This is a genomic window from Streptomyces siamensis (assembly GCF_039543605.1).
GTDB lineage: Bacteria > Actinomycetota > Actinomycetes > Streptomycetales > Streptomycetaceae > Streptomyces > Streptomyces siamensis.
The window spans coordinates 156,691-177,636 of record NZ_BAABKB010000048.1; the positions used below are offsets into that span (position 1 = coordinate 156,691).

Annotated in this window: 14 protein-coding genes; 4 read left to right on the forward strand and 10 right to left on the reverse strand. The window is 71.2% G+C overall.

The genetic code is table 11. The features are described 5' to 3' along the window. Positions 1-286 precede the first annotated feature (286 nt). The 5 genes from ffh to nsdA form a co-directional block, all read right to left on the reverse strand. On the reverse strand, positions 287-1,837 hold the full coding sequence (ffh, locus tag ABEB03_RS43485; protein WP_345658630.1) for a signal recognition particle protein: 1,551 nt from the start codon (positions 1,835-1,837) through the stop codon (positions 287-289). 269 nt (positions 1,838-2,106) lie between these two features. After that, on the reverse strand, positions 2,107-4,554 hold the full coding sequence (locus tag ABEB03_RS43490) for a [protein-PII] uridylyltransferase (RefSeq protein WP_345658632.1): 2,448 nt from the start codon (positions 4,552-4,554) through the stop codon (positions 2,107-2,109). A 25-nt stretch (positions 4,555-4,579) separates the two neighbouring features. Continuing rightward, positions 4,580-4,918: a P-II family nitrogen regulator gene (locus ABEB03_RS43495; RefSeq protein WP_086730248.1), complete on the reverse strand. Its 339-nt coding sequence runs from the start codon at positions 4,916-4,918 to the stop codon at positions 4,580-4,582. Beyond that, positions 4,915-6,255, reverse strand: a complete 1,341-nt coding sequence (locus tag ABEB03_RS43500) for an ammonium transporter (RefSeq protein WP_345658633.1) — start codon at positions 6,253-6,255, stop codon at positions 4,915-4,917. Before ABEB03_RS43500 ends, ABEB03_RS43495 begins: the two co-directional genes overlap by 4 nt. A gap of 336 nt (positions 6,256-6,591) precedes the next feature. Further along, the gene (nsdA, locus tag ABEB03_RS43505) at positions 6,592-8,067 is read right to left on the reverse strand and encodes a transcriptional repressor NsdA (RefSeq protein WP_345658634.1); all 1,476 of its coding nucleotides are present in this window, start codon (positions 8,065-8,067) and stop codon (positions 6,592-6,594) included. Positions 8,068-8,513: 446 nt separating this feature from the next. Between nsdA and ABEB03_RS43510 the strand changes: the two genes are divergently transcribed. Next, positions 8,514-9,176 (forward strand): bifunctional DNA primase/polymerase, encoded by a 663-nt coding sequence (locus ABEB03_RS43510; RefSeq protein WP_345658635.1) that lies wholly within the window; start codon positions 8,514-8,516, stop codon positions 9,174-9,176. Positions 9,177-9,371: 195 nt separating this feature from the next. Here the strand turns inward: ABEB03_RS43510 and ftsY are convergent, their stop codons facing one another. Beyond that, entirely contained in the window at positions 9,372-10,580 is a 1,209-nt protein-coding gene (ftsY, locus tag ABEB03_RS43515) for a signal recognition particle-docking protein FtsY (RefSeq protein ID WP_345658636.1), read from the reverse strand. Between the two features lie 109 nt (positions 10,581-10,689). Between ftsY and ABEB03_RS43520 the strand changes: the two genes are divergently transcribed. Together ABEB03_RS43520 and ABEB03_RS43525 are read left to right on the forward strand one after the other, a co-directional pair. Next, positions 10,690-12,276: a cytosine permease gene (locus ABEB03_RS43520; RefSeq protein ID WP_345658637.1), complete on the forward strand. Its 1,587-nt coding sequence runs from the start codon at positions 10,690-10,692 to the stop codon at positions 12,274-12,276. A 47-nt stretch (positions 12,277-12,323) separates the two neighbouring features. Continuing rightward, positions 12,324-13,292, forward strand: coding sequence for an LLM class flavin-dependent oxidoreductase (locus ABEB03_RS43525; protein WP_345658638.1), 969 nt, complete (start codon positions 12,324-12,326; stop codon positions 13,290-13,292). Positions 13,293-13,401: 109 nt separating this feature from the next. Here ABEB03_RS43525 and ABEB03_RS43530 read toward each other — a convergent pair whose 3' ends face one another. The 4 genes from ABEB03_RS43530 to ABEB03_RS43545 form a co-directional block, all read right to left on the reverse strand. Continuing rightward, the gene (locus ABEB03_RS43530) at positions 13,402-14,820 is read right to left on the reverse strand and encodes a sugar porter family MFS transporter (protein ID WP_345658639.1); all 1,419 of its coding nucleotides are present in this window, start codon (positions 14,818-14,820) and stop codon (positions 13,402-13,404) included. A 272-nt stretch (positions 14,821-15,092) separates the two neighbouring features. Beyond that, positions 15,093-18,668 (reverse strand): chromosome segregation protein SMC, encoded by a 3,576-nt coding sequence (gene smc, locus ABEB03_RS43535; RefSeq protein ID WP_345658640.1) that lies wholly within the window; start codon positions 18,666-18,668, stop codon positions 15,093-15,095. Positions 18,669-18,878: 210 nt separating this feature from the next. Further along, positions 18,879-19,082 (reverse strand): hypothetical protein, encoded by a 204-nt coding sequence (locus ABEB03_RS43540; RefSeq protein ID WP_028802434.1) that lies wholly within the window; start codon positions 19,080-19,082, stop codon positions 18,879-18,881. 381 nt (positions 19,083-19,463) lie between these two features. Next, positions 19,464-19,745, reverse strand: a complete 282-nt coding sequence (locus tag ABEB03_RS43545; RefSeq protein ID WP_095936900.1) for an acylphosphatase — start codon at positions 19,743-19,745, stop codon at positions 19,464-19,466. A gap of 154 nt (positions 19,746-19,899) precedes the next feature. Here ABEB03_RS43545 and ABEB03_RS43550 point away from each other — a divergent pair, with 154 nt between their 5' ends. Next, positions 19,900-20,868: a CAP domain-containing protein gene (locus tag ABEB03_RS43550; RefSeq protein WP_345658642.1), complete on the forward strand. Its 969-nt coding sequence runs from the start codon at positions 19,900-19,902 to the stop codon at positions 20,866-20,868. Positions 20,869-20,946 lie beyond the last annotated feature (78 nt).

Below are 20,946 nucleotides of genomic sequence, written 5' to 3' on the forward strand. Positions count from 1 at the left end.
GTTACGACACGTGTGCGACACCGGCACCCCAGCGGGCCCCTGCGCCGACACCCCAGCCGGCCCCGAAGCCCGGCACCCCTGCGACCCCCCGCCCCGACATCGGCACCGGAGCCGGCGCCGGACACCTCCGCAGACGCGACGGGAGGCCGCTCATCCGGCGGGCGCGGCACCTGGGCGGGCCCCTCCGACATACGCCGAGGGCGCCCCTTCGGAGAGGGGCGCCCTCGATGACGTACGGGAGCCGGCCGGCCCGGTGCGGGCCGACGGCCGGGGACTTCGCGAGCCGTCAGCCCATGAACTTCTTGAACTCGTCCGGGAGCTCGAAGTCCTTGCCGCCCTGCTGCGGCAGACCGAAGGCTCCGCCCGGCTGCGCACCCGCCTCGCGGCGCGCGGCGGCCTCTTCCTCCTGCTGCTTGCGCTTCATCGGGTTGCCGGAGCGCTGCTTGCCCTTGGCCTGCTTCGCCTTCTTCTTGGTGCGGCCGGGGCCGCCACCCATGCCCGGCATCCCGGGCATACCCGGCATGCCGCCGCCCTGGGCCATGCGGGACATCATCTTGCGGGCCTCGAAGAAGCGCTCGACCAGGCTCTTGACGGCGCTCACCTCGACGCCGGAGCCCTTGGCGATACGGGCGCGGCGCGAGCCGTTGATGATCGTCGGCTCCTGGCGCTCGGCCGGGGTCATCGACTTGATGATCGCGGCCGTGCGGTCGACGTCGCGCTCGTCGAGGTTGTTGATCTGGTCCTTGATCTGGCCCATGCCCGGGAGCATGCCGAGCAGCTTGCTGATGCTGCCCATCTTCCGGACCTGCTCCATCTGGGCCAGGAAGTCGTCCAGGGTGAAGTCCTGGCCCTTCTTGGACGCCAGCTTGGAGGCCATCTTCTCGGCCTCTTCCTGGCTGAACGTCTTCTCCGCCTGCTCGATCAGGGTGAGCAGGTCACCCATGTCGAGGATGCGGGAGGCCATCCGGTCAGGGTGGAAGGCGTCGAAGTCGTCGAGCTTCTCGCCGTTCGACGCGAACATGATCGGCTTGCCGGTGACCGAGGCGATGGAGAGGGCCGCGCCGCCTCGGGCGTCACCGTCGAGCTTCGACAGCACCACGCCGTCGAAGCCGACGCCGTCGCGGAAGGCCTCGGCGGTGTTGACCGCGTCCTGCCCGATCATCGCGTCGACGACGAAGAGGATCTCGTCCGGCGAGACCGCGTCACGGATGTCGGCGGCCTGCTGCATCATGTCCTGGTCGATGCCGAGGCGGCCCGCGGTGTCCACGATCACGATGTCGTGGACCTTGGTCTTCGCGAACTCCATGGAGTCCCTGGCGACCTTGACCGGGTCGCCGACGCCGTTGCCCGGCTCGGGCGCGTAGACCGCGACACCGGCGCGCTCGGCGACGACGCTGAGCTGGTTCACCGCGTTCGGGCGCTGGAGGTCGGCGGCGACGAGCAGCGGCGAGTGGCCCTGGTCCTTGAGGTGCTTGCCGAGCTTGCCCGCGAGGGTCGTCTTACCGGCACCCTGCAGACCCGCGAGCATGATCACGGTGGGCGGGTTCTTGGCGAACCGGAGGCGGCGGGTCTCGCCGCCGAGGATCGTGACGAGCTCATCGTTCACGATCTTGAGAACCTGCTGGGCCGGGTTCAGCGCCTTGGAGACCTCGGCACCGAGCGCGCGCTCCTTGACGTTCTTGATGAAGGTCCGCACGACCGGCAGGGCCACATCGGCCTCGAGGAGCGCGATACGGATCTCGCGTGCGGTGGCGTCGATGTCAGCTTCGGACAGTCGGCCCTTGCCCCGCAGGTTCTTGAACGTCGCTGAGAGGCGATCGGAGAGAGTATCGAACACGGCGCTCGTCGGTCCTCAGGGGTCGGGGGCGAAGGGAATCGCCCTCCAGGGTATCTGGCCGCGTGCGGTGCGGTCTCCACCGCGTTCGTACGAGACCGGGGACGGCCCGGGACAACGGCCCGGATCCGGCCGTGCGCGCGGCTCCCCGCCGGGCCGGCGCGGGCGCACCGACCACGCCGGGTACAGGGCCGTGCACATGCGCGGAACACGGCCGGGCCCACCCAGGCCGGTCCACAGGTGGGCCCGGCCGGGCCGGATCCGGCCCGGGCTCAGGTCCGCAGTGCCTCCTCCAGGGCGCGGGCCACCGCGGCGGCCTCCTCCCCGGGGAGGGGCGCTCCCTTCGTGCCGGTCACATAGAACGCGTCCACGGCGTTCGCGCCGAGCGTGGAGACGTGCATGCTCCGCACCCGGACCTCCGCGTCCTCCAGGGCCCTGCCGAGGCGGTGCAGCAGTCCGGGTGCGTCGTGCGCGCGGACCTCGATGACGGTGGCGTGCCGGGAAGCCGCGGGGGCGACCGTCACCCGGGGCGGCGGCGCGACCGTGCCCCGGCGCCGCGGGTAGGCGGCGTCGCGCTCGGCGAGGCGGGCCGCGATGTCGAGGGAGCCGTCCAGGGCGCGGACGAGGTCGGCACGCAGCCGGGCGGCCTGGGGCAGCGAGCCGTACTCGGCGGCGACCCGCCAGTCGAGCAGCAGCACCGAGCCCTGGACCTCCTCGGGCAGATCCAGGGCGCGCAGCCCCGCGGTGCGCACGGTCAGCCGGTGCATGGCGAGCACACCGGCGACCGCGGGAAGCACGCCGGGCTGGTCGGGCACCGCGATGAGGAGCTCCACGCCCAGTGGCTCCGGGTCGTCCGCGGGGGTGTCGGCGTCGGCCGGTTCCGTCTGCGCGCGCAGCGCCAGAACCGGGCCGCCGGTCCGGAACGCCTCGATCGCGAGCCGCTCCTGTTCCGCCGTGGGCGCCACGGCCTCGGGCTCCTCGGGATCGTCGCCCGCGAGCACCGCCGAGACCCGTTTGACCAGGTCGGCCACGAGGGAGCCGCGCCAGGACGACCAGGCGGCGGGCCCGGTGGCGAGCGCGTCGGCCTCGGTGAGGGCGTGCAGCAGCTCCAGGGTGCCCTGGGAGCCGACGGCCTCGGCGACCGAGCGGACGGTGGCCGGGTCCTCGAGGTCGCGCCGGGTGGCGGTGTCGACGAGGAGCAGGTGGTGGCGTACGAGAGTGGCGAGGACTCCCACGTCCGTGCGGTCGAAGCCGATCCTGGCGGCCACGTCGCGCGCGATGATCTCGCCGGCCACGGAGTGGTCGCCGGGCCAGCCCTTGCCGATGTCGTGCAGCAGGGAGGCGACGAGCAGCAGGTCGGGGCGGCCTACGCGCCGGGTGAGCTCGGAGGCGCGTACCGCCGTCTCGATGAGATGGCGGTCGACGGTCCAGATGTGCACGGCGTTGCGCTGCGGCCGGCAGCGCACCCGCTCCCAGTCGGGCAGCAGCCTGGTGATCAGCCCTTCCGCCTCCAGTGCCTCCCAGACCTCGATGGTCGGGCGGCCCGAGCCGAGAAGGGTGACGAGCTGCTCGCGCGCCTCCGCCGGCCAGGGGGTGGGCAGGGGGCGCGCCACGGCCGCCATGCGCCGCACGGCGTGCAGCGACAGCGGAATTCCGGCCTGCGCCGCGGCCGCCGCCGCCCGCAGCGGGAGCACCGGGTCGCGCTCCGGGCGTGCGGCACGGGCGAGCACCGCCTCTCCGTCCTGCTCGACCACGCCCTCCGCGAGGGGCGAGCGCTCGGGGACCGGCTTGCCGCCGCCGAGCATGGCGCGCAGACGCGGACGTACGGCGCGCGAGCGCAGCACCCGTCCGACCTCGCGCCAGGTCACGTCACTGGCGTACGAGATGACGCGGGCGGACTCGTACACCTGGCGCAGCAGGGTGTCGGCGTCCAGCAGCCCGAGCTCCGCGGCGACCTGGTCCTGTTCCTGGAGCGAGAGGCGGTCGGTGGCGCGTCCGGTGGTGAGGTGCAGTGCGTCGCGGACGTCGAGGAGGCGCCTGCGGGCGTCGGCGAGGCCCTCGCGGGGCGCGTCGGCGAGCCAGGAGGCGGCCACGGCGCGCAGGGCGGTGGCGTCGCGCAGACCGCCGCGTGCCTCCTTCAGGTCCGGTTCGAGGAGGTACTGGAGCTCGCCCTGGCGTTCGGCGCGTTCGGCGCACAGCTCCTGGAGCTCGGGCAGGCGTCTGGGTGCCTGGTTGCGCCAGTCGGCGAGCACGGCCGTGCGCAGTCCGGCGGTCAGGCCGAGGTCGCCCGCGATGTGCCGGGCGTCCAGCAGGCCGAGCTGCACCTTGAGGTCCTCGCCCGCGGTCTTGCGGGCCTCGGCGGGAGTGCGCACGGAGTGGTCGAGGGCCAGGCCCAGGTCCCAGACGGGGTACCAGACGCGGTCGGCGAGCGCGGCGACGCCGCCGGGGTCGCTGCCGTCGTGCAGGAGCAGCAGGTCGAGGTCGCTGCGGGGGGAGAGCTCTCCGCGGCCGTAGCCGCCGACGGCGACGAGGGAGACACCGCGCAGTCCCTCGGATCCGGCCGTGAACAGGCCGGTGAGCCAGTCGTCGGTCAGTTCGGCGAGGGCCGTACGGCGCGGCGGCCCGGACCGCGCCCCCTCCTGGAGGAGGCGCAGCCGGGCCGCCGCGTAGCCGCTGGGTCCCGAGTCCTCTGCTTCCGCACGCACGTCCGTACTCGTCACCCAGCGACTCCTGTCCTCGTGCTGATCAGAGCGCGTCCGGGCCGCGCTCGCCGGTCCGGACCCGGACTGCCGTGTCGACCGGGAGGGACCAGACCTTGCCGTCACCGATCTTGCCGGTCCGGGCCGCCTTGACGACGACCTCGATGAGCTGTTCGGCGTCGTCGTCCTCGGCCAGGACCTCGATGCGGATCTTGGGGACCAGGTCGACGGTGTACTCGGCACCGCGGTAGACCTCGGTGTGGCCCCTCTGTCGACCGTAGCCGCTGGCTTCGGTGACCGTCAGTCCGTGTACTCCGAAGGCCTGGAGGGCCTCCTTGATCTCGTCGAGCCGGTGCGGCTTGACGACGGCGGTGATGAGCTTCATGCGTCCACCTTCTTGGTCTGCGCGTCGGCGACCGGGGTCGGGACCGCGGTCCGGGCCGCGCCGCCACCGGCGCCGCTGAAGTCGTATGCGGTCTCGGCGTGCTCGGCCTGGTCGATGCCCGCGATCTCCTCGTCCTCGGTGACCCGCATGCCGATCGTCTTGTCGATCAGGAAGGCGAGGATCGCGGAGGCGACGAGGGAGTAGCCGAGGACGGCGAAGACACCGGCGCACTGCTTCCAGAACTGGTCGAGTCCGCCGCCGTAGAACAGGCCCTTGACGTCGGACTGGCCGCCGCCGCTGGCGAAGAAGCCGATGAGCAGGGAGCCGACGACACCGCCGACGAGGTGGACGCCGACGACGTCCAGGGAGTCGTCGTAGTTGAACCTGTACTTGAGGCCGACGGCCATGGCGCACAGCACACCGGCGATGGCGCCGACGGCGATCGCGCCGAGCGGGGAGACGGCACCGCCGGACGGGGTGATCGCGACCAGGCCCGCGACGGCGCCGGAGGCGGCACCGAGGGTGGTGAACGCGCCGTGCCGGATCTTCTCGTAGGCGAGCCAGGCGAGCATGGCGGCGGCGGTGGCGACCTGCGTGTTGACGAACATCAGCGCGCCGACGCCGTCGTCGTTGCCGAGCCACGATCCGGCGTTGAAGCCGAACCAGCCGAACCACAGCAGACCGCAGCCGAGCATGACCAGCGGGAGGCTGTGCGGGCGCATCGGGTCCTTCTTGAAGCCGACGCGCTTGCCGATGACGAGGATGACGCCGAGTGCGGCCGCACCCGCGTTGATGTGGACCGCCGTACCACCCGCGAAGTCGATCACGCCGAGGTCGAAGGCCCAGCCGCCGGTGCCCCAGACCCAGTGCGCGACGGGGAAGTACACGACCGTGGCCCACAGCGCGATGAACAGGGACCATGCGGTGAACTTCACGCGGTCCGCGAGGGCGCCGCTTATCAGGGCGGGCGTGATGATCGCGAACATCAGCTGGAAGACGGCGAAGACGTAGATCGGGATGGTGTAGCCGTCCCAGAGCTCCATCTTGCCGATGCCGCTGAATCCGACGAAGTCGGAGGTCCAGCCGACGAGGGAGCCCTTGTCGGTGCCGAAGGCGACCGAGAAGCCGTACAGCACCCACAGGATGGTGACGATCCCCATGCTGATGAAGCTCATCATCAGCATGTTCAGGGTGCTCTTGACGCGGACCATGCCTCCGTAGAAGAAGGCGAGTCCGGGTGTCATGATCAGCACCAGGGCGGAACAGATGAGCATGAACCCTGTGTTGGCGGCAGACAGCTTGGGTGCCTCTGCGGCAAGGGTGATGGCTGGTGCCATCGGCGTCTCCTCGTCGTTGGTACGGCCCCGTGCGGGCGAAGCCTGAGTGGTCGTGAGGGGTGGGCCGGTTATGCGCCATGAGATTGGCGCAGCGCGGTTTCGGTCGAAGCCCCTCGATGTTTCGCCGCAGTGACGAAGAGGTCCTGTGTGTTACGCGTCCATGAACTGCCTGCTGCCGGGCCGAGCGATCGTTATCGTGGCGCAACCTTCTTCGAAGGCAAAAGAACCGGCCACGGCGGGTCGTCCGATGACCTGGCATGGGGGAGCCGAGTCGGGCAGTTCGGGACGACCGGCCGTGGCCGGGGTACTGGGCGGGGCCGCTGCCGCGGCCCCGGGTCAGACCGCCTCTGCGGTCTCGGGCAGGTCGATGGCGAGCTGGTCGGTGAGGTCGATGACCTCGGCGAGGTCCCCGAAGTCGCGGACCGCGGCGTCGACCGTCTTTCGGATACGAGTGTTCACGCGCTCGGAGCGCACCTTCTTGGCGATCTTCATGGCGTCCTTGGCCAGCGCCACGCTCCGCTCGGGCTCGCGCTGCAGCAGGTGCACGGTGGCCAGGCCGACGAGGTTGAGCGCGTACGAGCGCTGGTGCTCGGAGTCCTTGGCGAAGCGGTCGACGGCCTCCTGCATCAGGGGCTCGGCCAGGGACGCGTACGTGGGGCTGCGGCCGGCCACGTAGGCGAGGTCGCGGTAGGAGTGGGAGTTCTCGCCGTACAGCTCGGCCTTCGAGAAGAAGCGGATCCAGTCGGGGTCCGGGTCGTCCCACTCGTCGACGTCGCAGAAGGTGTCCTCGGCCATCCGCACGGCGCGCTTGCACTTTCCGGGCTGGCCCATGTTGGCGTAGGCGCGGGCCTCCATCGCATACAGCATCGACTGGGTGCGCGGGCTCGCGCAGTCACGGCTGCCGTACTGCGCGAGATGGATGAGCTCGATGGCGTCCTCGGGCCGCCCGAGGTGGATCATCTGGCGGCTCATGCTGGACAGGATGTACCCGCCGAGCGGCTTGTCGCACGCTTCCTTCGCGGCGTGCAGCGCGAGCACGAAGTACTTCTGCGCGGTGGGCTGGAGTCCCACGTCGTAGCTCATCCAGCCCGCCAGCTCGGCCAGTTCGGCGGCGACCTTGAACAGGCGCTTCTCGGTGGCGGCGGGCTGGGGCTCCTGGAGCAGGTCCGTCACCTCGTGCAGCTGGCCGACGACGGCCTTGCGGCGCAGACCGCCGCCGCACTGTGCGTCCCACTGGCGGAACATCACCGTGGTGGACTCCAGCAGGTCCAGCTCCGGCTTGGAGAGCCGGCCGCCGCGGCGTGCCGAGGCCGGGGGCTCGGGCTCCTCGTGGGGTGTGGCGGGGGTGGGGACGAGCCAGCGCTGCATCGGCTCGATCAGGGCCGGTCCGGCGGACAGCGACAGCGAGCTGCCGAGGAAGCCGCGTCGCGCCAGCATCAGGTCGCTGCGCGAGTACTCGCTGATCAGGGCCACCGTCTGCGGGCCCGTCCATGGCAGGTCGACGCCGGACACGGACGGTGACTGGTGGGCGGCCCGCAGGCCGAGGTCCTCGACGGCGACGACGCAGCCGAACCGCTCGGAGAACAGCTCGGACAGGATGCGCGGGATCGGTTCGCGCGGGTTCTCCCCGTCCAGCCAGCGGCGCACCCGCGAGGTGTCCGTGGAGATGTGATTGGCCCCCAACTGGCGGGCCCTGCGGTTCACTTGACGTGCGAGTTCACCCTTGGACCAGCCGCTGCGCACGAACCATGAGCCGAGCAGCTCATTGGGGCGCTTGTCAGCGTTCGTACTGCTTCCGCCGTTGCCGCCCACTGGAACGCCCCCATCCCTGAGACCACTTGTACGCTGCGTGCGCCAAGCCCTATCAGAATGCCGGTAAATACGGCCGCCCGTCCCGTAGTTCTCACCCTTCGAACGGGAAGCCGACTTGCCCTTGGCATACCCACGAGTGCACACGCCCCCAGGACTCGTGTACTCAAAGTAATCCTACGATCACTGCCTCAGCCATGGCGATCCATGAAACGCCACCATTCGCCACCCCTTCGAATGAACTCCGTGCGGCCTGCGCGCGATTCACTTGACACAGCAAAAGCAGGGGTGGGTGGAGCGGTGTACGCCGGGGCGCGCGGAGCCGAGCACACCACCCGGTGCACCACAACGCGCCGCCTGGACCGGGCGGCACAGGGAATTCGGGAACAGAGGGTCACATTCCGATTCCTCCACGTAACCACTGGTGCGTCGGACCCGTTGGAGGGGGCATGGGCTTCACGATCGGCAGCAGCCGGGGGTTGCGCGAAATCCGGCCCGGCACGCGGCGCCGCGGCCGCTCGTCGGAGTGCACCGCCGTGGCCGAGTTCACCGGACTGTGGGGCTGGGACGCGGTCCCGGGCGCCCGTGCCGCCGCGGGGACGTGCTCGTGCGGCAAGGCCGGCTGCCCGGCCCCGGGTGCGCACCCCCTGGACTTCGCCCCCACCGTCCCGGCCGGCGCCACGCTCGACGAGGTCTCCGAGGTCTGGGCCGACTTCCCCGGCGCCGCGGTGATGTTGCCGGTCGGCCGCTCCTTCGACGTGATCGAGGTCGCCGAGCCCGCCGGGCGACGCGCACTCGCCCGCCTGGAACGGATGGGCCTCCCGCTCGGCCCGGTGACGGCGACGCCGGACGGCCGCGCGCACTACTTCGTCGCCCCCGGCGCCGCCGCCGAGCTGCCCGAGCTGCTCTACCGGATGGGCTGGGACGATCCGTCCCTGGACCTGCGCGGTCTGGGCCCGGGCTCCTTCATCACGGCGCCGCCCTCCGACCGCGGCGGCCTCGGCCCCGTCCGCTGGCTGCGCTCCCCCGCCCTCGACTCGGCGACCCGGCCGCCGCAGGCCCGGCTGCTCCTGGGCACGCTGGCGTACGTGGCGCACCGCTCGCGCGTCTAGGGGGTGCCGTTCGGACCCCCGGGGCCCGCGGTGATCCGAGCGACACTCCCCGGCCCTCCCCGCCACGGGGCCGCATGACGAAGCGCCCGCTCCCAACTGCACCTTGGGGGCGGGCGCTTCTCTTCGACGAACGGACGGCCGCGCTCCCGCGGCCCGGGCGTGCCCCGGGGGACAGGCCCTCGGCCGGGGGTGGTGTCACTCGCCGATGAGCGCGTCCACGAACGCCTCGGGCTCGAACGGCGCCAGGTCGTCCGCGCCCTCGCCGAGACCCACCAGCTTGACGGGCACGCCCAGCTCGCGCTGCACGGCGATGACGATGCCGCCCTTGGCGGTGCCGTCCAGCTTGGTCAGCACGATGCCGGTGATGTCGACGACCTCGGCGAAGACGCGCGCCTGGACCAGACCGTTCTGGCCGGTGGTCGCGTCGAGGACGAGCAGCACCTCGTCGAGCGGGGCGTGCTTCTCGACGACACGCTTGACCTTGCCGAGCTCGTCCATGAGGCCGGTCTTTGTGTGGAGCCGGCCGGCGGTGTCGATGAGGACGACATCGGCGCCCTCCTCGATGCCCTCCTTGACGGCGTCGAAGGCGATCGAGGCGGGGTCGCCGCCCTCGGGGCCGCGCACCGTGCGGGCACCCACGCGCTCGCCCCAGGTCTGCAGCTGGTCGGCGGCGGCGGCGCGGAAGGTGTCGGCGGCGCCCAGCACGACGCTCTTGCCGTCGGCGACGAGCACGCGCGCGAGCTTTCCGGTGGTGGTGGTCTTACCGGTGCCGTTGACACCGACGACCATGACGATGCCCGGGGTGTCGAGGTTCGAGTCGGTCTTGACCGCGCGGTCGAACTCGGGGACGAGGAGCTGGAGCAGCTCCTCGCGCAGCAGGCCGCGCAGCTCGTCCGGCGTCCGGGTGCCGAGCACCTTCACGCGCTCGCGCAGCCGCTCGACCAGTTCCTGGGTGGGCTGCACGCCGACGTCGGCGGTGAGGAGGGTGTCCTCGATCTCCTCCCAGGTCTCCTCGTCGAGGTGCTCGCGGGAGAGCAGCGTGAGCAGCCCCTTGCCGAGCGCGTTCTGCGAACGGGAGAGCCGGGCACGCAGGCGCACCAGGCGCCCGGCGGTCGGCTCCGGGATCTCGACGGCGGGCGCCTCGACGGGGAGGGGCTCCTCGACGACGACCGGCGCGGCGGCCGAGCCCTCGGGAAGATCCACCTCCTCGATCGTGCGGCGCTCTTCGTCGTGCGGTGCCTCGGCCTCGTCGCCGACGTGCGGCTCGGCCGGAGGGGCGGTGATGTCGGGGGCGGCCGGGGGCGGCGGGGGCAGCTGCTTGCGCCTGCGGCTGCCGATGACGAGCCCGCCGAGCGCGCCGATCACGACCACGGCGATGACTACAGCAAGGATGACGGTTTCCATAACCCACCCAGTATCGGCCATGGCCCTCACGGGAACCCAGCTTGTGTTTTCCTCCAGGGAACATAAGCCATTTAGAGGAATTAGTAGGACCAACGTACGATAGTGGGCCATGAGCTCCACCGCATCGACCGATGGCGCCCACCGACCTCGTGCCCGCGGCTTTCGCGAACCGCACGCCCCGCACTCCCCCGGAGCACATGCCCGCGCCGGTCGCGGTCCGCGCGACGAGGACACCCCGGAACCTCCCGCGGGGCACACCTCCGGCGCACAGGCGCCGCGCGCCCTGGAGACCCGGGGCATCGAGCCCGTCCCGCCCGGCGAGCGCCGGGCCAGGACCCGCGGGCTCTTCCCCACCTGGGTCGCCGCCAACATCACCGTCCTGCTGCTGACCATGGGGGCGAGCCTGTCCGTCACCTTCCGACTCAACATCTGGCAGGCCCTGGTCGTCGGCGTCGCGGCACCGGCCGTGTCGTACGGGCTGGTCGGGCTGATCGGCATCGCGGGCAAGCGGGGCGGGGCTCCGGGGATGGCGCTGTCGCGCGCGGTTTTCGGCCAGCGCGGGAACCTCCTGCCCGGCTCGCTGATCTGGGTCGCCCGGTGGGGCTGGGAGACGATCAACGCGGTGACCGGCGCCTACGCCCTGCTCACCGTGCTGGACATCCTCTTCGGCGTCAGGAGCAGCACGTCCCTGGTCGTCGCGGCCCTGCTGCTGTTCGTCGCCTCGACGTTCACGATCTCGGGGCTCGGGATCGGCGCGGTGCGCCGGTGCGCCAAGTGGGCGACGTACCTGTTCGGTGTCTTCTCCGTGCTCGTCCTCGGCCACCTCGTCGTCGACACGGACTGGGACAGGGTGTTCGCGCAGCCGGCGGGTCCCACGGCGCTGATGGTCACCGGGGTGGGGCTGCTCGCGGCGGGCGGCATGAGCTGGGTGCCGTCCTCGCCCGACTTCACGCGCTACCTGCCGCGTACGGCGTCGTCGGTGGCGATCGTGCGCAACACCGTCGGCGGAGCCGCGATCGTCGTGCTCCCGTTGATCCTGATGGGTGCGGTCATGGCGGTCTCCACCCCGGACCTCGCCTCGGCGCCCGATCCGGTCTCCTTCCTCGGCGAGGTCCTGCCGCTGTGGATGGCGGTGCCGTACCTGCTGATCGCCCTGGTCGGCATGGTGCTGATCAACGCGATGTCGATGTACTCGGCGGGCTTCACCGCGCAGACCCTCGGACTGAGGGTGCCGCGCCACTGGGCGGTCTCGGTCAACGCCGCGATCTCGCTGGTCCTCGGTGGCGTCCTGATGCTCGTCGCGACCAGCTTCCTGAGCTCGTTCCTCGCCTTCCTGTCGCTGCTCGCGGTCGCCTTCTCGGCCTGGGTCGGCGTGTTCGGCGCGGACATGCTGCGCCGCCCGGCGTACGACGGCGAGGCGCTGCTCGACACCACGCGCTCCAGCGCCTACTGGTACCGGGGCGGCTTCAGCCCGGCCGCGGTCGTCGCGTGGGCGGCCGGTCTGGGCTCGGGCGTGCTGTTCACCACGTCGGACTGGTTCCGCGGGCCGCTCGCGTCCGGCAATCCGGTCGGTGAGTACGGCCTCGGCTGGGTGGCCACCGCGGCGGTGTCGTTCCTGCTGTACGTCGTGCTGCCGAAACCGGCGGTCCGCGGGCCGGCGGATTCCGCCGAAGAGGCCACGACTATGGCCGTCTGACGCACCGTCAGCTAGCGTCCTCCCCCACACACGAAGGGGGGCACCCCATGCCCGTGACGGTCGTTCGCTTCAACCTCGTCGAGCCCGAAGCCACCCCCGCCTCCCTCAGCGCCCGCTACAAGGCGGCCGTCGAGATGGCCGCGTACGCCGACGACCGCGGCATCACCACCGTGCAGACCGAGGAGCACCACGGCGTCGCCAACAACTGGCTGCCCTCGCCGTTCGCGTTCGCGGGCGCCGTCTTCGGCGCGACCCGGCACATCGCGGTCACCGTGTCGGCGGTCATCGGCCCGCTGCACGACCCGCTGCGCCTCGCAGAGGACGTCGCGGTGCTCGACCTGCTCAGCGGGGGACGGCTGGTGACCGTGGCCGGGATCGGCTACCGGCCCGAGGAGTACGCCCAGTTCGACGTGGACTGGAAGCGGCGCGGCCGACTCCAGGACGAACTCCTGGAGACCGTGCTCAAGGCGTGGAGCGGCGAGGAGTTCTCCTACCGCGGCCGGACGGTCCGGGTGACCCCACGCCCGTTCTCCGATCCGCATCCCCTGCTGCTGGTCGGCGGTTCGTCGAAGGCGGCGGCCCGGCGTGCCGCCCGCCTCGGGCTGCCGTTCTTCCCGAGCGCGCACCTCCCGGAGCTGGAGGCGTACTACAAGGAGCGGCTGACCGAGTACGGCACCGAGGGCTGGACCATGATGCCCGCGGCCGAGACCCCGCTGCTGCACGTCTCCGAGGACCCCGACCGCACCTGGGCCGAGCACGGCGGGCACTTCCTGCACGAGGCCCGGACCTACGCCTCCTGGCAGTCGGGGGACATCCGCTCGGCGGTGAAGTCCGCGGCCACCACGGTCGACGAGCTGCGCGCCGAGGGCGTCTACCGCGTCCTGACGCCGGACGCGTGCGTGGCCCTGGGTCTCGACAACTACGTGCTGCACCCGTTGTCCGGCGGGATGCCGGTCGACGAGGGCTGGCGCAGCCTCCACCTGTTCTGCGAAAACGTGCTGCCCCGGCTCGCCTGAAGGGCTGAGCCGGGGCGGTACGCCTCTTACGAGTACGAGGAGAGGGGCAGCGGGGACTTGGCCCTTCTCCCCGAGTACGGGGACCTCTTCGGGAGGGCGGCTCCGAGGCCTAGCCCATCTCCTCCAGGGCCTTGCCCTTCGTCTCCTTCACGTACTTGAGCACGAAGGGGATGGAGAGGGCGGCGAAGATCGTGTAGATCACGTAGGTCGCGGAGAGGTTCCAGTCGGCCAGCGACGGGAAGCTCGCGGTGATGGCCCAGTTGGCGATCCACTGCGCGGAGGCGGCGACGCCGAGCGCGGCGGCGCGGATGCGGTTCGGGAACATCTCGCCGAGGAAGACCCAGACCACCACGCCCCAGGAGAGGGCGAAGAAGAGGACGAAGATGTGGGCGGCGATCAGGGCGACCCAGCCCTGGGTCGCCGGCAGCTTGCCGTCCACCAGGTCGAAGGAGAAGGCCCAGGCCTCCAGGCCGAGACCGATGACCATGCCCACGGAGCCGATGAGGGCGAGCGGCTTGCGGCCGATCCGGTCCACGAAGATCATCGCGATCACGGTGCCGACGATGTTGATGATCGACGTGGTGAACGAGTAGAAGAACGAGTCCGTCGGGTCGACGCCGACCGACTGCCACAGCGTCGAGGAGTAGTAGAACGCGACGTTGATGCCGACGAACTGCTGGAAGACCGAGAGACCGATGCCGACCCACACGATCGGCTTGAAGAAGAAGGAACCGCCGAGCAGGTCCTTGAAGGTCGACTTGTGCTCACGCTTCATGGCGTGCTCGATCTCGGCGACGCGGGCGTTCAGGTCGATCTTGTCGCCCTCGACCTCCTTGAGGACCTCGCGGGCGCGGTCCTGGCGGCCGGCGGAGATCAGGAAGCGCGGCGACTCGGGGATCGCGAAGGAGAGCAGGCCGTAGAGGACGGCCGGGACGACCATGACGCCGAGCATGACCTGCCAGGCCTCCAGGCCCATCAGGTTGCCGCGCTGGTCGCCGCCCGCGGCGTTCAGGATGCCCCAGTTGACCAGCTGCGAGATGGCGATGCCGATGACGATCGCGGCCTGCTGGAAGGAGCCGAGGCGACCTCGGTACGCGGCCGGGGCGACCTCGGCGATGTAGGCGGGGCCGATCACGGAGGCCATGCCGATGGCGAAGCCGCCGATGATGCGCCAGAAGGCGAGGTCCCACAGCGCGAAGGGCAGCGCCGAACCGACGGCGCTGATGGTGAAGAGGACCGCGGCGATCTGCATGCACCGGATGCGGCCGATGCGGTCGGCTATGCGGCCGGCGGTGGCGGCGCCGATGGCGCAGCCGATCAGCGCGATGGCGATGACCTGGGCCAGGGCCGCGGAGCCGATGTCGTAGCGGCTGCGGATGGCCTCGACGGCACCGTTGATCACGGCGCTGTCGTAACCGAAGAGGAAACCGCCCATGGCGGCCGCCGCCGCGATGAAGATGACATGCCCGAGATGTTCGGGGTGAGCCGACCTGGCTCCTGACTGAGGTGCCTGCGCTGTGCTGGTCACGGGTAACTCCTCGGGCCACCGGCGTCACTGCCGGGGGTGGGGGGCGAGCCCTTCGCTGGTGGTTCCAGTGGCGCACAGGTTCACGCCGCCCACCACCTGAAGGTAAAAGCAACGTTGCAGAGACTATGCCTTCAAGTTTCGAAGTCAACAGGCGGCAAGCTATGAATTTTGCCCACGGCTTCGACAGAGTTGTGTTCAACACTTGAAGTCAGAATGAAGGCAGCAGGAAGCCCAGGTCAAGACCGGTGTGGGCTACACGCACTTTTGTGGTGCTAGCGGAGACGCTGGCTGATGACCTTCGACACACCGTCGCCCTGCATGGAGACGCCGTACAGCGCGTCGGCGACCTCCATCGTGCGCTTCTGGTGCGTGATCACGATCAGCTGCGAGGCCTCCTGGAGCTCCTGCATGATCCGGATCAGCCGCTGGAGGTTGGTGTCGTCGAGCGCCGCCTCGACCTCGTCCATCACATAGAACGGACTCGGCCGGGCCTTGAAGATCGACACGAGCATCGCCACCGCGGTCAGGGACCGCTCCCCGCCGGACAGCAGGGAGAGCCGCTTGACCTTCTTGCCCGGCGGCCGGGCCTCGACGTCCACACCCGTGGTGAGCATGTTGTCGGGATCGGTCAGGATCAGCCGCCCCTCCCCTCCCGGGAACAGCCGGCTGAAGACCCCCTCGAACTCCCGGGCCGTGTCGCGGTACGCCTCGGTGAACACCTGCTCGACGCGCTCGTCGACCTCCTTCACCACCTGAAGCAGATCGGCACGCGTCTTCTTGAGGTCCTCAAGCTGCTCGCTGAGGAACTTGTGACGCTCCTCCAGCGCGGCGAACTCCTCCAGGGCGAGCGGATTGACCTTGCCGAGCTGCTGATATGCCCGTTCGGCCGACTTGAGCCGCTTCTCCTGCTCCGCACGGTGGAACGGCCGGGGCTGGTTGCGCGGGTGCTCCGGATCCTCCGGCAGCTCCTCGCCCTCCGCGGGCAGCGACGGCGGCACCGGCTGGTCCGGACCGTAGTCCGCGACGAGCCCGGCCGGCTCGACACCGAGCTCCTCCAGCGCCTTCGACTCCAGTTGCTCTATCCGCAGCCGCTTCTCCGCGCCGAGCACCTCGCCGCGATGCACCGAGTCCGTCAGCTTGTCGAGCTCCGCCTTCAGGTCACGGCCCTCGCCCCGGGCGACGCCGAGGGCCTGCTCCCGGTGCGTCTTCGCGTTCTCCGCGGCGGCCCGCTCCTCCTCCGCACGGGTCAGCGAGACCTCGACGTGGGCGAGCAGTTGGCGCGCGCCGGAGGCGACGGCCTCGGCGACCGCGGCCTCGTGCCGCAGCCGGGCGCGCCGCTGCTCGGCACGCGCGCGTGCCTCGCGTTCGGCGCGCGCGGCCCGGTCGAGTCCGTCGGCACGTCCGGCGAGCCCCTTGACCCGCTCCTCGTGCGTACGCACCTGGAGGCGGGCCTCCATCTCGGTCTGCCGGGCATTGGCCCCGTCGGCGGCGAGCCGGTCGCGCACGGAGGTGTCGGGTTCCTCCTCCACGGGCATCTCCTCGGCCACCGCGAGCCGTTCCGCCAGTTCCTCGGCCTCTTCGACCGCCCGGTCCAGGGCGTCCTGGGCCCGCGCCGCGGCGGCCGTGCTCCGTTCCGCCTCCCCGGCGGCGCCACGCGCCTGGCCGGCCAGCCGCCCGAGCTGCTGCGCGACGGACGACTTCTCCCGCTCGGCTGCCCGCCGCCGCTCGCCCAGCTCCTCGACGAGCGCGGCCCGTTCACCGCGCACTCCGGCCGCCAGGTGCTGTGCCTCGGTCAGCTCCTCGCAGCGGACGGCGAGTTCCTCCAGCTCGGCCGCCGCCTCGTCCACGGACGCCTGCACCTCCAGCAGGCTGGGCGCCCCGGCGGAACCGCCGTGCGCGAAGTGCGCGCCGAGCAGGTCGCCCTCCGCGGTGACGGCGGTGAGCTCGGGCCGCGCGTAGACGAGGTCCTCGGCGTCCTCGAGAGTGCCGACCACGACGATGCCGCGCAGCAGCCTCCGTACGGCCGGCATCAGCTCGGCGGGACCACGGACCAGTTCGGCGGCGTACCGGGAGCCGTCCGGCTGTGCCGGGGAGGCGCCGCCCGGGGTGCCGTCCCCGGGCTCGTCCGGCGCTCCGGTCAGCAGGAGGGCCGCCCGGCCCGCGTCCTGCTTGCGCAGCAGCCGGATGGCCTCCGCCGCGGAGGCCGGGGTGGTGACGGCGATCGCGTCGGCGGCCGCGCCGAACGCCGCGGCCAGCGGGACCTCGAAGCCGGGTGTGACCGAGAGCAGTTCGGCCGCGGGCCCGAGCAGGCCGGTGAGCCGGTCGCGGGCCCCGAGCAGCGCGCCCGTGCCGTCCTTGCGGCGCAGGCCGAGGGCGAGCGCCTCGTGGCGGGCCTGGGTGGCGGCGCGCCGGCGTTCGGCCGCGGTGACCGCTTCGCGGGCGGCGGTCAGGGCGGCCTCCGCCTCGGACAGCTGCTCCTTGGCCTCCTCGTGCCGCTCGGCGAGCTCCACGTCGCCCGCGTCGAGGCCGTCGACCTCGGCCTTCAGCTGCTCGTACTCCTCCTGGGCGGCGAAGGCGCGTTCCTGGGCCTCGTCGCGGGCCGAGGCGAGGCGGTCGATCTCGGCCTGGGCGGAGGCGGCACGCGAACGGGCCGCGTTGACCTGGCCGTTCAGGCGGGCGAGGCCCTCACGGCGGTCGGCGATGGCACGGGCCACGTCCTTGAGGCGGCGCTCCTCGAGCGCGAGTTCGCGCTCCAGTTCGGCGCGGTGCGCGACCGTGTCCTCCAGAGCGCGTTCGGCCGCCTCCAGCGCCGCTTCGAGCTCGGCCTCCTGCTCGCGGATGCGCGCGGCCTCGCGCTCCATGTCCTCGGGGTCGCGCCCGCGCCGCTCCTCGGCGGGCACGGACGTGGCGCTCTTCACGCGTGCGTCGGCCAGCGAGATCGTGCCGCGCACCCGCTCGGCGAGCTGCGACAGCTCGTACCAGGTCTGCTGGGCCCGCTGGAGGCGCGGAGTCAGCTGCCGCACCTCGTCCTCCAGGAGGGCCTCGCGCTGGAGCGCCTTCTTCAACTCGGCCTCGGCGGACTCCTTGCGCGCCTTCAGCGCGGCCTCGTCGGCGATCTCGGTCTGCAGCGCCTGCCGCAGCCGTACGAGGTCGTCGGCGAGGAGCCGCAGCCGCGCGTCGCGCAGATCGGCCTGGATGACCGCCGCCCGGCGCGCCACCGCCGCCTGCCGGCCGAGCGGCTTCAGCTGCCGCCGCAGCTCGTCCGTGAGGTCCTGCACGCGAGCGAGGTTGGCCTGCATCGCGTCCAGTTTCCGCAGCGCCTTCTCCTTGCGCTTGCGGTGCTTGAGGACGCCCGCGGCCTCCTCGATGAAGGCGCGGCGGCCCATCGGGTCGGCGTGCAGGACGGAGTCGAGCTGACCCTGCCCGACGATGACGTGCATCTCGCGGCCGATGCCGGAGTCGGACAACAGTTCCTGGATGTCGAGGAGCCGGCAGGTGTCGCCGTTGATCTGGTACTCGCTGCCGCCGTTGCGGAACATGATCCGCGTGATGGTGACCTCGGCGTACTCGATGGGCAGGGCCCCGTCGGAGTTGTCGATGGTGAGCGACACCTCGGCGCGGCCCAACGGCGGGCGGCCGGTGGTGCCGGCGAAGATGACGTCCTCCATCTTGCCGCCGCGCAGCGACTTCGCCCCCTGCTCGCCCATGACCCAGCTCAGCGCGTCCACGACATTGGACTTGCCCGAACCGTTGGGGCCCACGACGCAGGTGATGCCCGGCTCGAACCGCAGCGTGGTCGCCGAGGCGAACGACTTGAACCCGCGCAGGGTCAGGGCCTTGAGGTGCACGCCGCTGGACTCTACCTTTCGGGCCGGGTCTCACTCCATGAACGCGCGGTTTCACCCATGAACGTGCAGGGCACACCAGACGGTGAAGAGAGGGGAAGGGGACGCGGGGGCAAGAAAGAAGGGACGCCGAAGAGGCGTCCCTTGCAAATCTGACAACTTAGCGGTTGATACGGGCAGCCCAACCACTGCTGTCGTGGTGCGGTGCAGTGATCAGGTGAGCGCAGGCTCCGCCTGGGGTACGTCGATGCTCTCAAGAAGCGAATCGTGAGAAGCGGCAGCCGCGAGCGCGTCGTTCTCGGCCTGGATCCGTACGAGCTCGGATTCGAGGTCCTGTACGCGCTGCTGGAGCCGTCGCATCTCGGCAATGAGTCGCGGGTCGGAACCGCCGACGTAACCGAGAAGCGCCTTTGCCATGATGGATGGTCCTCCACACTGAGTGACCGACCGAAGCGGTGTGGGTCGTGAGGGAATCGCACCCGCGATGCTTGACACTGCTGATGTCCTGCTGCCGTTCCACATGCCAAACAGCTAAGGTGCGCGGGGCTTTCAGCGTCTCACCAAAAAGTTTGACGGTCAACACGATCACGCCCCGTATTGGGGGGCAACCCGCTGTCGCGCGGCCTTCTGACGCCTGCGCTGCGACTCCTGCGGGGCCCTCAGGGCGTGGAGATCATCCTTCTCTGGGGAGCCTGCCACTTCTCGCCGTTCTTGGCAACCACCAGGTCATTTCTGCTCCCGGCAGGTGCCGGTGGCATGCCCGGCCCCCGTCCGGCGAGGTCACCGGGGCCGACGTCGTCAGCGGATGGCGAAGCCGTCGTAGATCCCGCGGGGCGTGTCCCAGATCTCAGTGACTCCGTCGACCCGGCCGGGCGTGTCGTCGCCCTGGAGCCAGTCGAGCAGACTCTGGCAGTCGTCCCGCGGGCCCTCCGCCACGACCTGGACGCGTCCGTCGTCCAAATTGAGAGCAAAACCACTCAGCCCGCCGATCTCCAGGGCCTTGGCGCGCGTGAACCAGCGGAAACCCACACCTTGGACCCTTCCGCGCACCCAGACGACCAGCCGTGCAACCTCGTTCATGGGTGCACGCTAACCGGACAATGTCTCTCGGAGCACTTCCCCCTCACGCGGCATGCGGTACCGTCCCGACCCAATGAGCCTCACAGGAAACTCACTCTTTCGAGTGAGGTTCATCCGGGGATCGCTGACCGCAAGATCGAGGAAGGCCCAGGAGATGGGACGCCACCGACGCTCCGCCGCCGGCCGCGCCGCCACAGGGCGCGCCACCGGGGTCACGGACACACACGAGGCCCGCACGGAGAGTTACGGTCCGGAGAATCTGTACGGCTACGCAGCCGTCGCCGACCTCCCGCCCACCGCCGCCGCCCGCTCGCACCGCAAGCGCAAGACGGTGACGCCTGTGCGCACGGGTCTGCTGGGTGTGTCGGCGGCCGTGGCGCTGGGCACCGTCGCCGTCGCGACCGGCGTGCTGCCGGGCAGCGAGAACTACTCGCTCGGTGGCGGCAGCAACAACTCCGACAACGTGCAGGCCGCGAGCTCCCCGTCGTCCCTGGAGACCCAGCAGGGCGGCACGTCCGGTACCGCGGACGACTCCCGCGACGACGGCAACCCGACGAGCCGTGACGCCCAGCGCACCGTCTCGCCCCCGGCCGCCCCCTCGACGTCGCCGGCCGCGCCGACCACCACGGCGCCCCCGAAGGAACACCCCTCCAAGCCCGGCCAGGCCAAGGCCCCCAAGCCGAGCAAGCCGGCCAAGCAGGCCACCAAGGCGCCGAAGACCAAGGAGCCGGTGGCGGTGTCCGCGGAGACGGCGGCGGAGGCCGAGGTGCTGCGCCTGGTGAACGAGGAACGGGCCAAGGTCGGCTGCAGCCCGGTGGCGGCGAACAGCTCCCTGTCCGAGCTGGCCCAGTCGTTCAGTGAGGACATGGCACTGCGCGACTTCTTCGACCACACCGACCCGGGCGGGCTCAGCCCCTGGGACCGTGCGGCGCAGGCCGGGATAACCGGTCTGGGCGGCGAGAACATAGCCCGTGGCCAGACCACCGCCGAGGCGGTGATGGAGGCCTGGATGAACAGCCCCGGCCATCGCGCCAACATCCTGAACTGCGACTTCAAGACTCTCGGCGTCGGAGCCCACTTCGGCTCGGGCGGCCCTTGGTGGACGCAGGACTTCGGCTACTGAGACACGGGAGTCCGGTGGCCGGGACGGCCACCGGCTCCGAGGCCCGTGGCCGCGACTGCTTCACGGCTTCTTCCACGG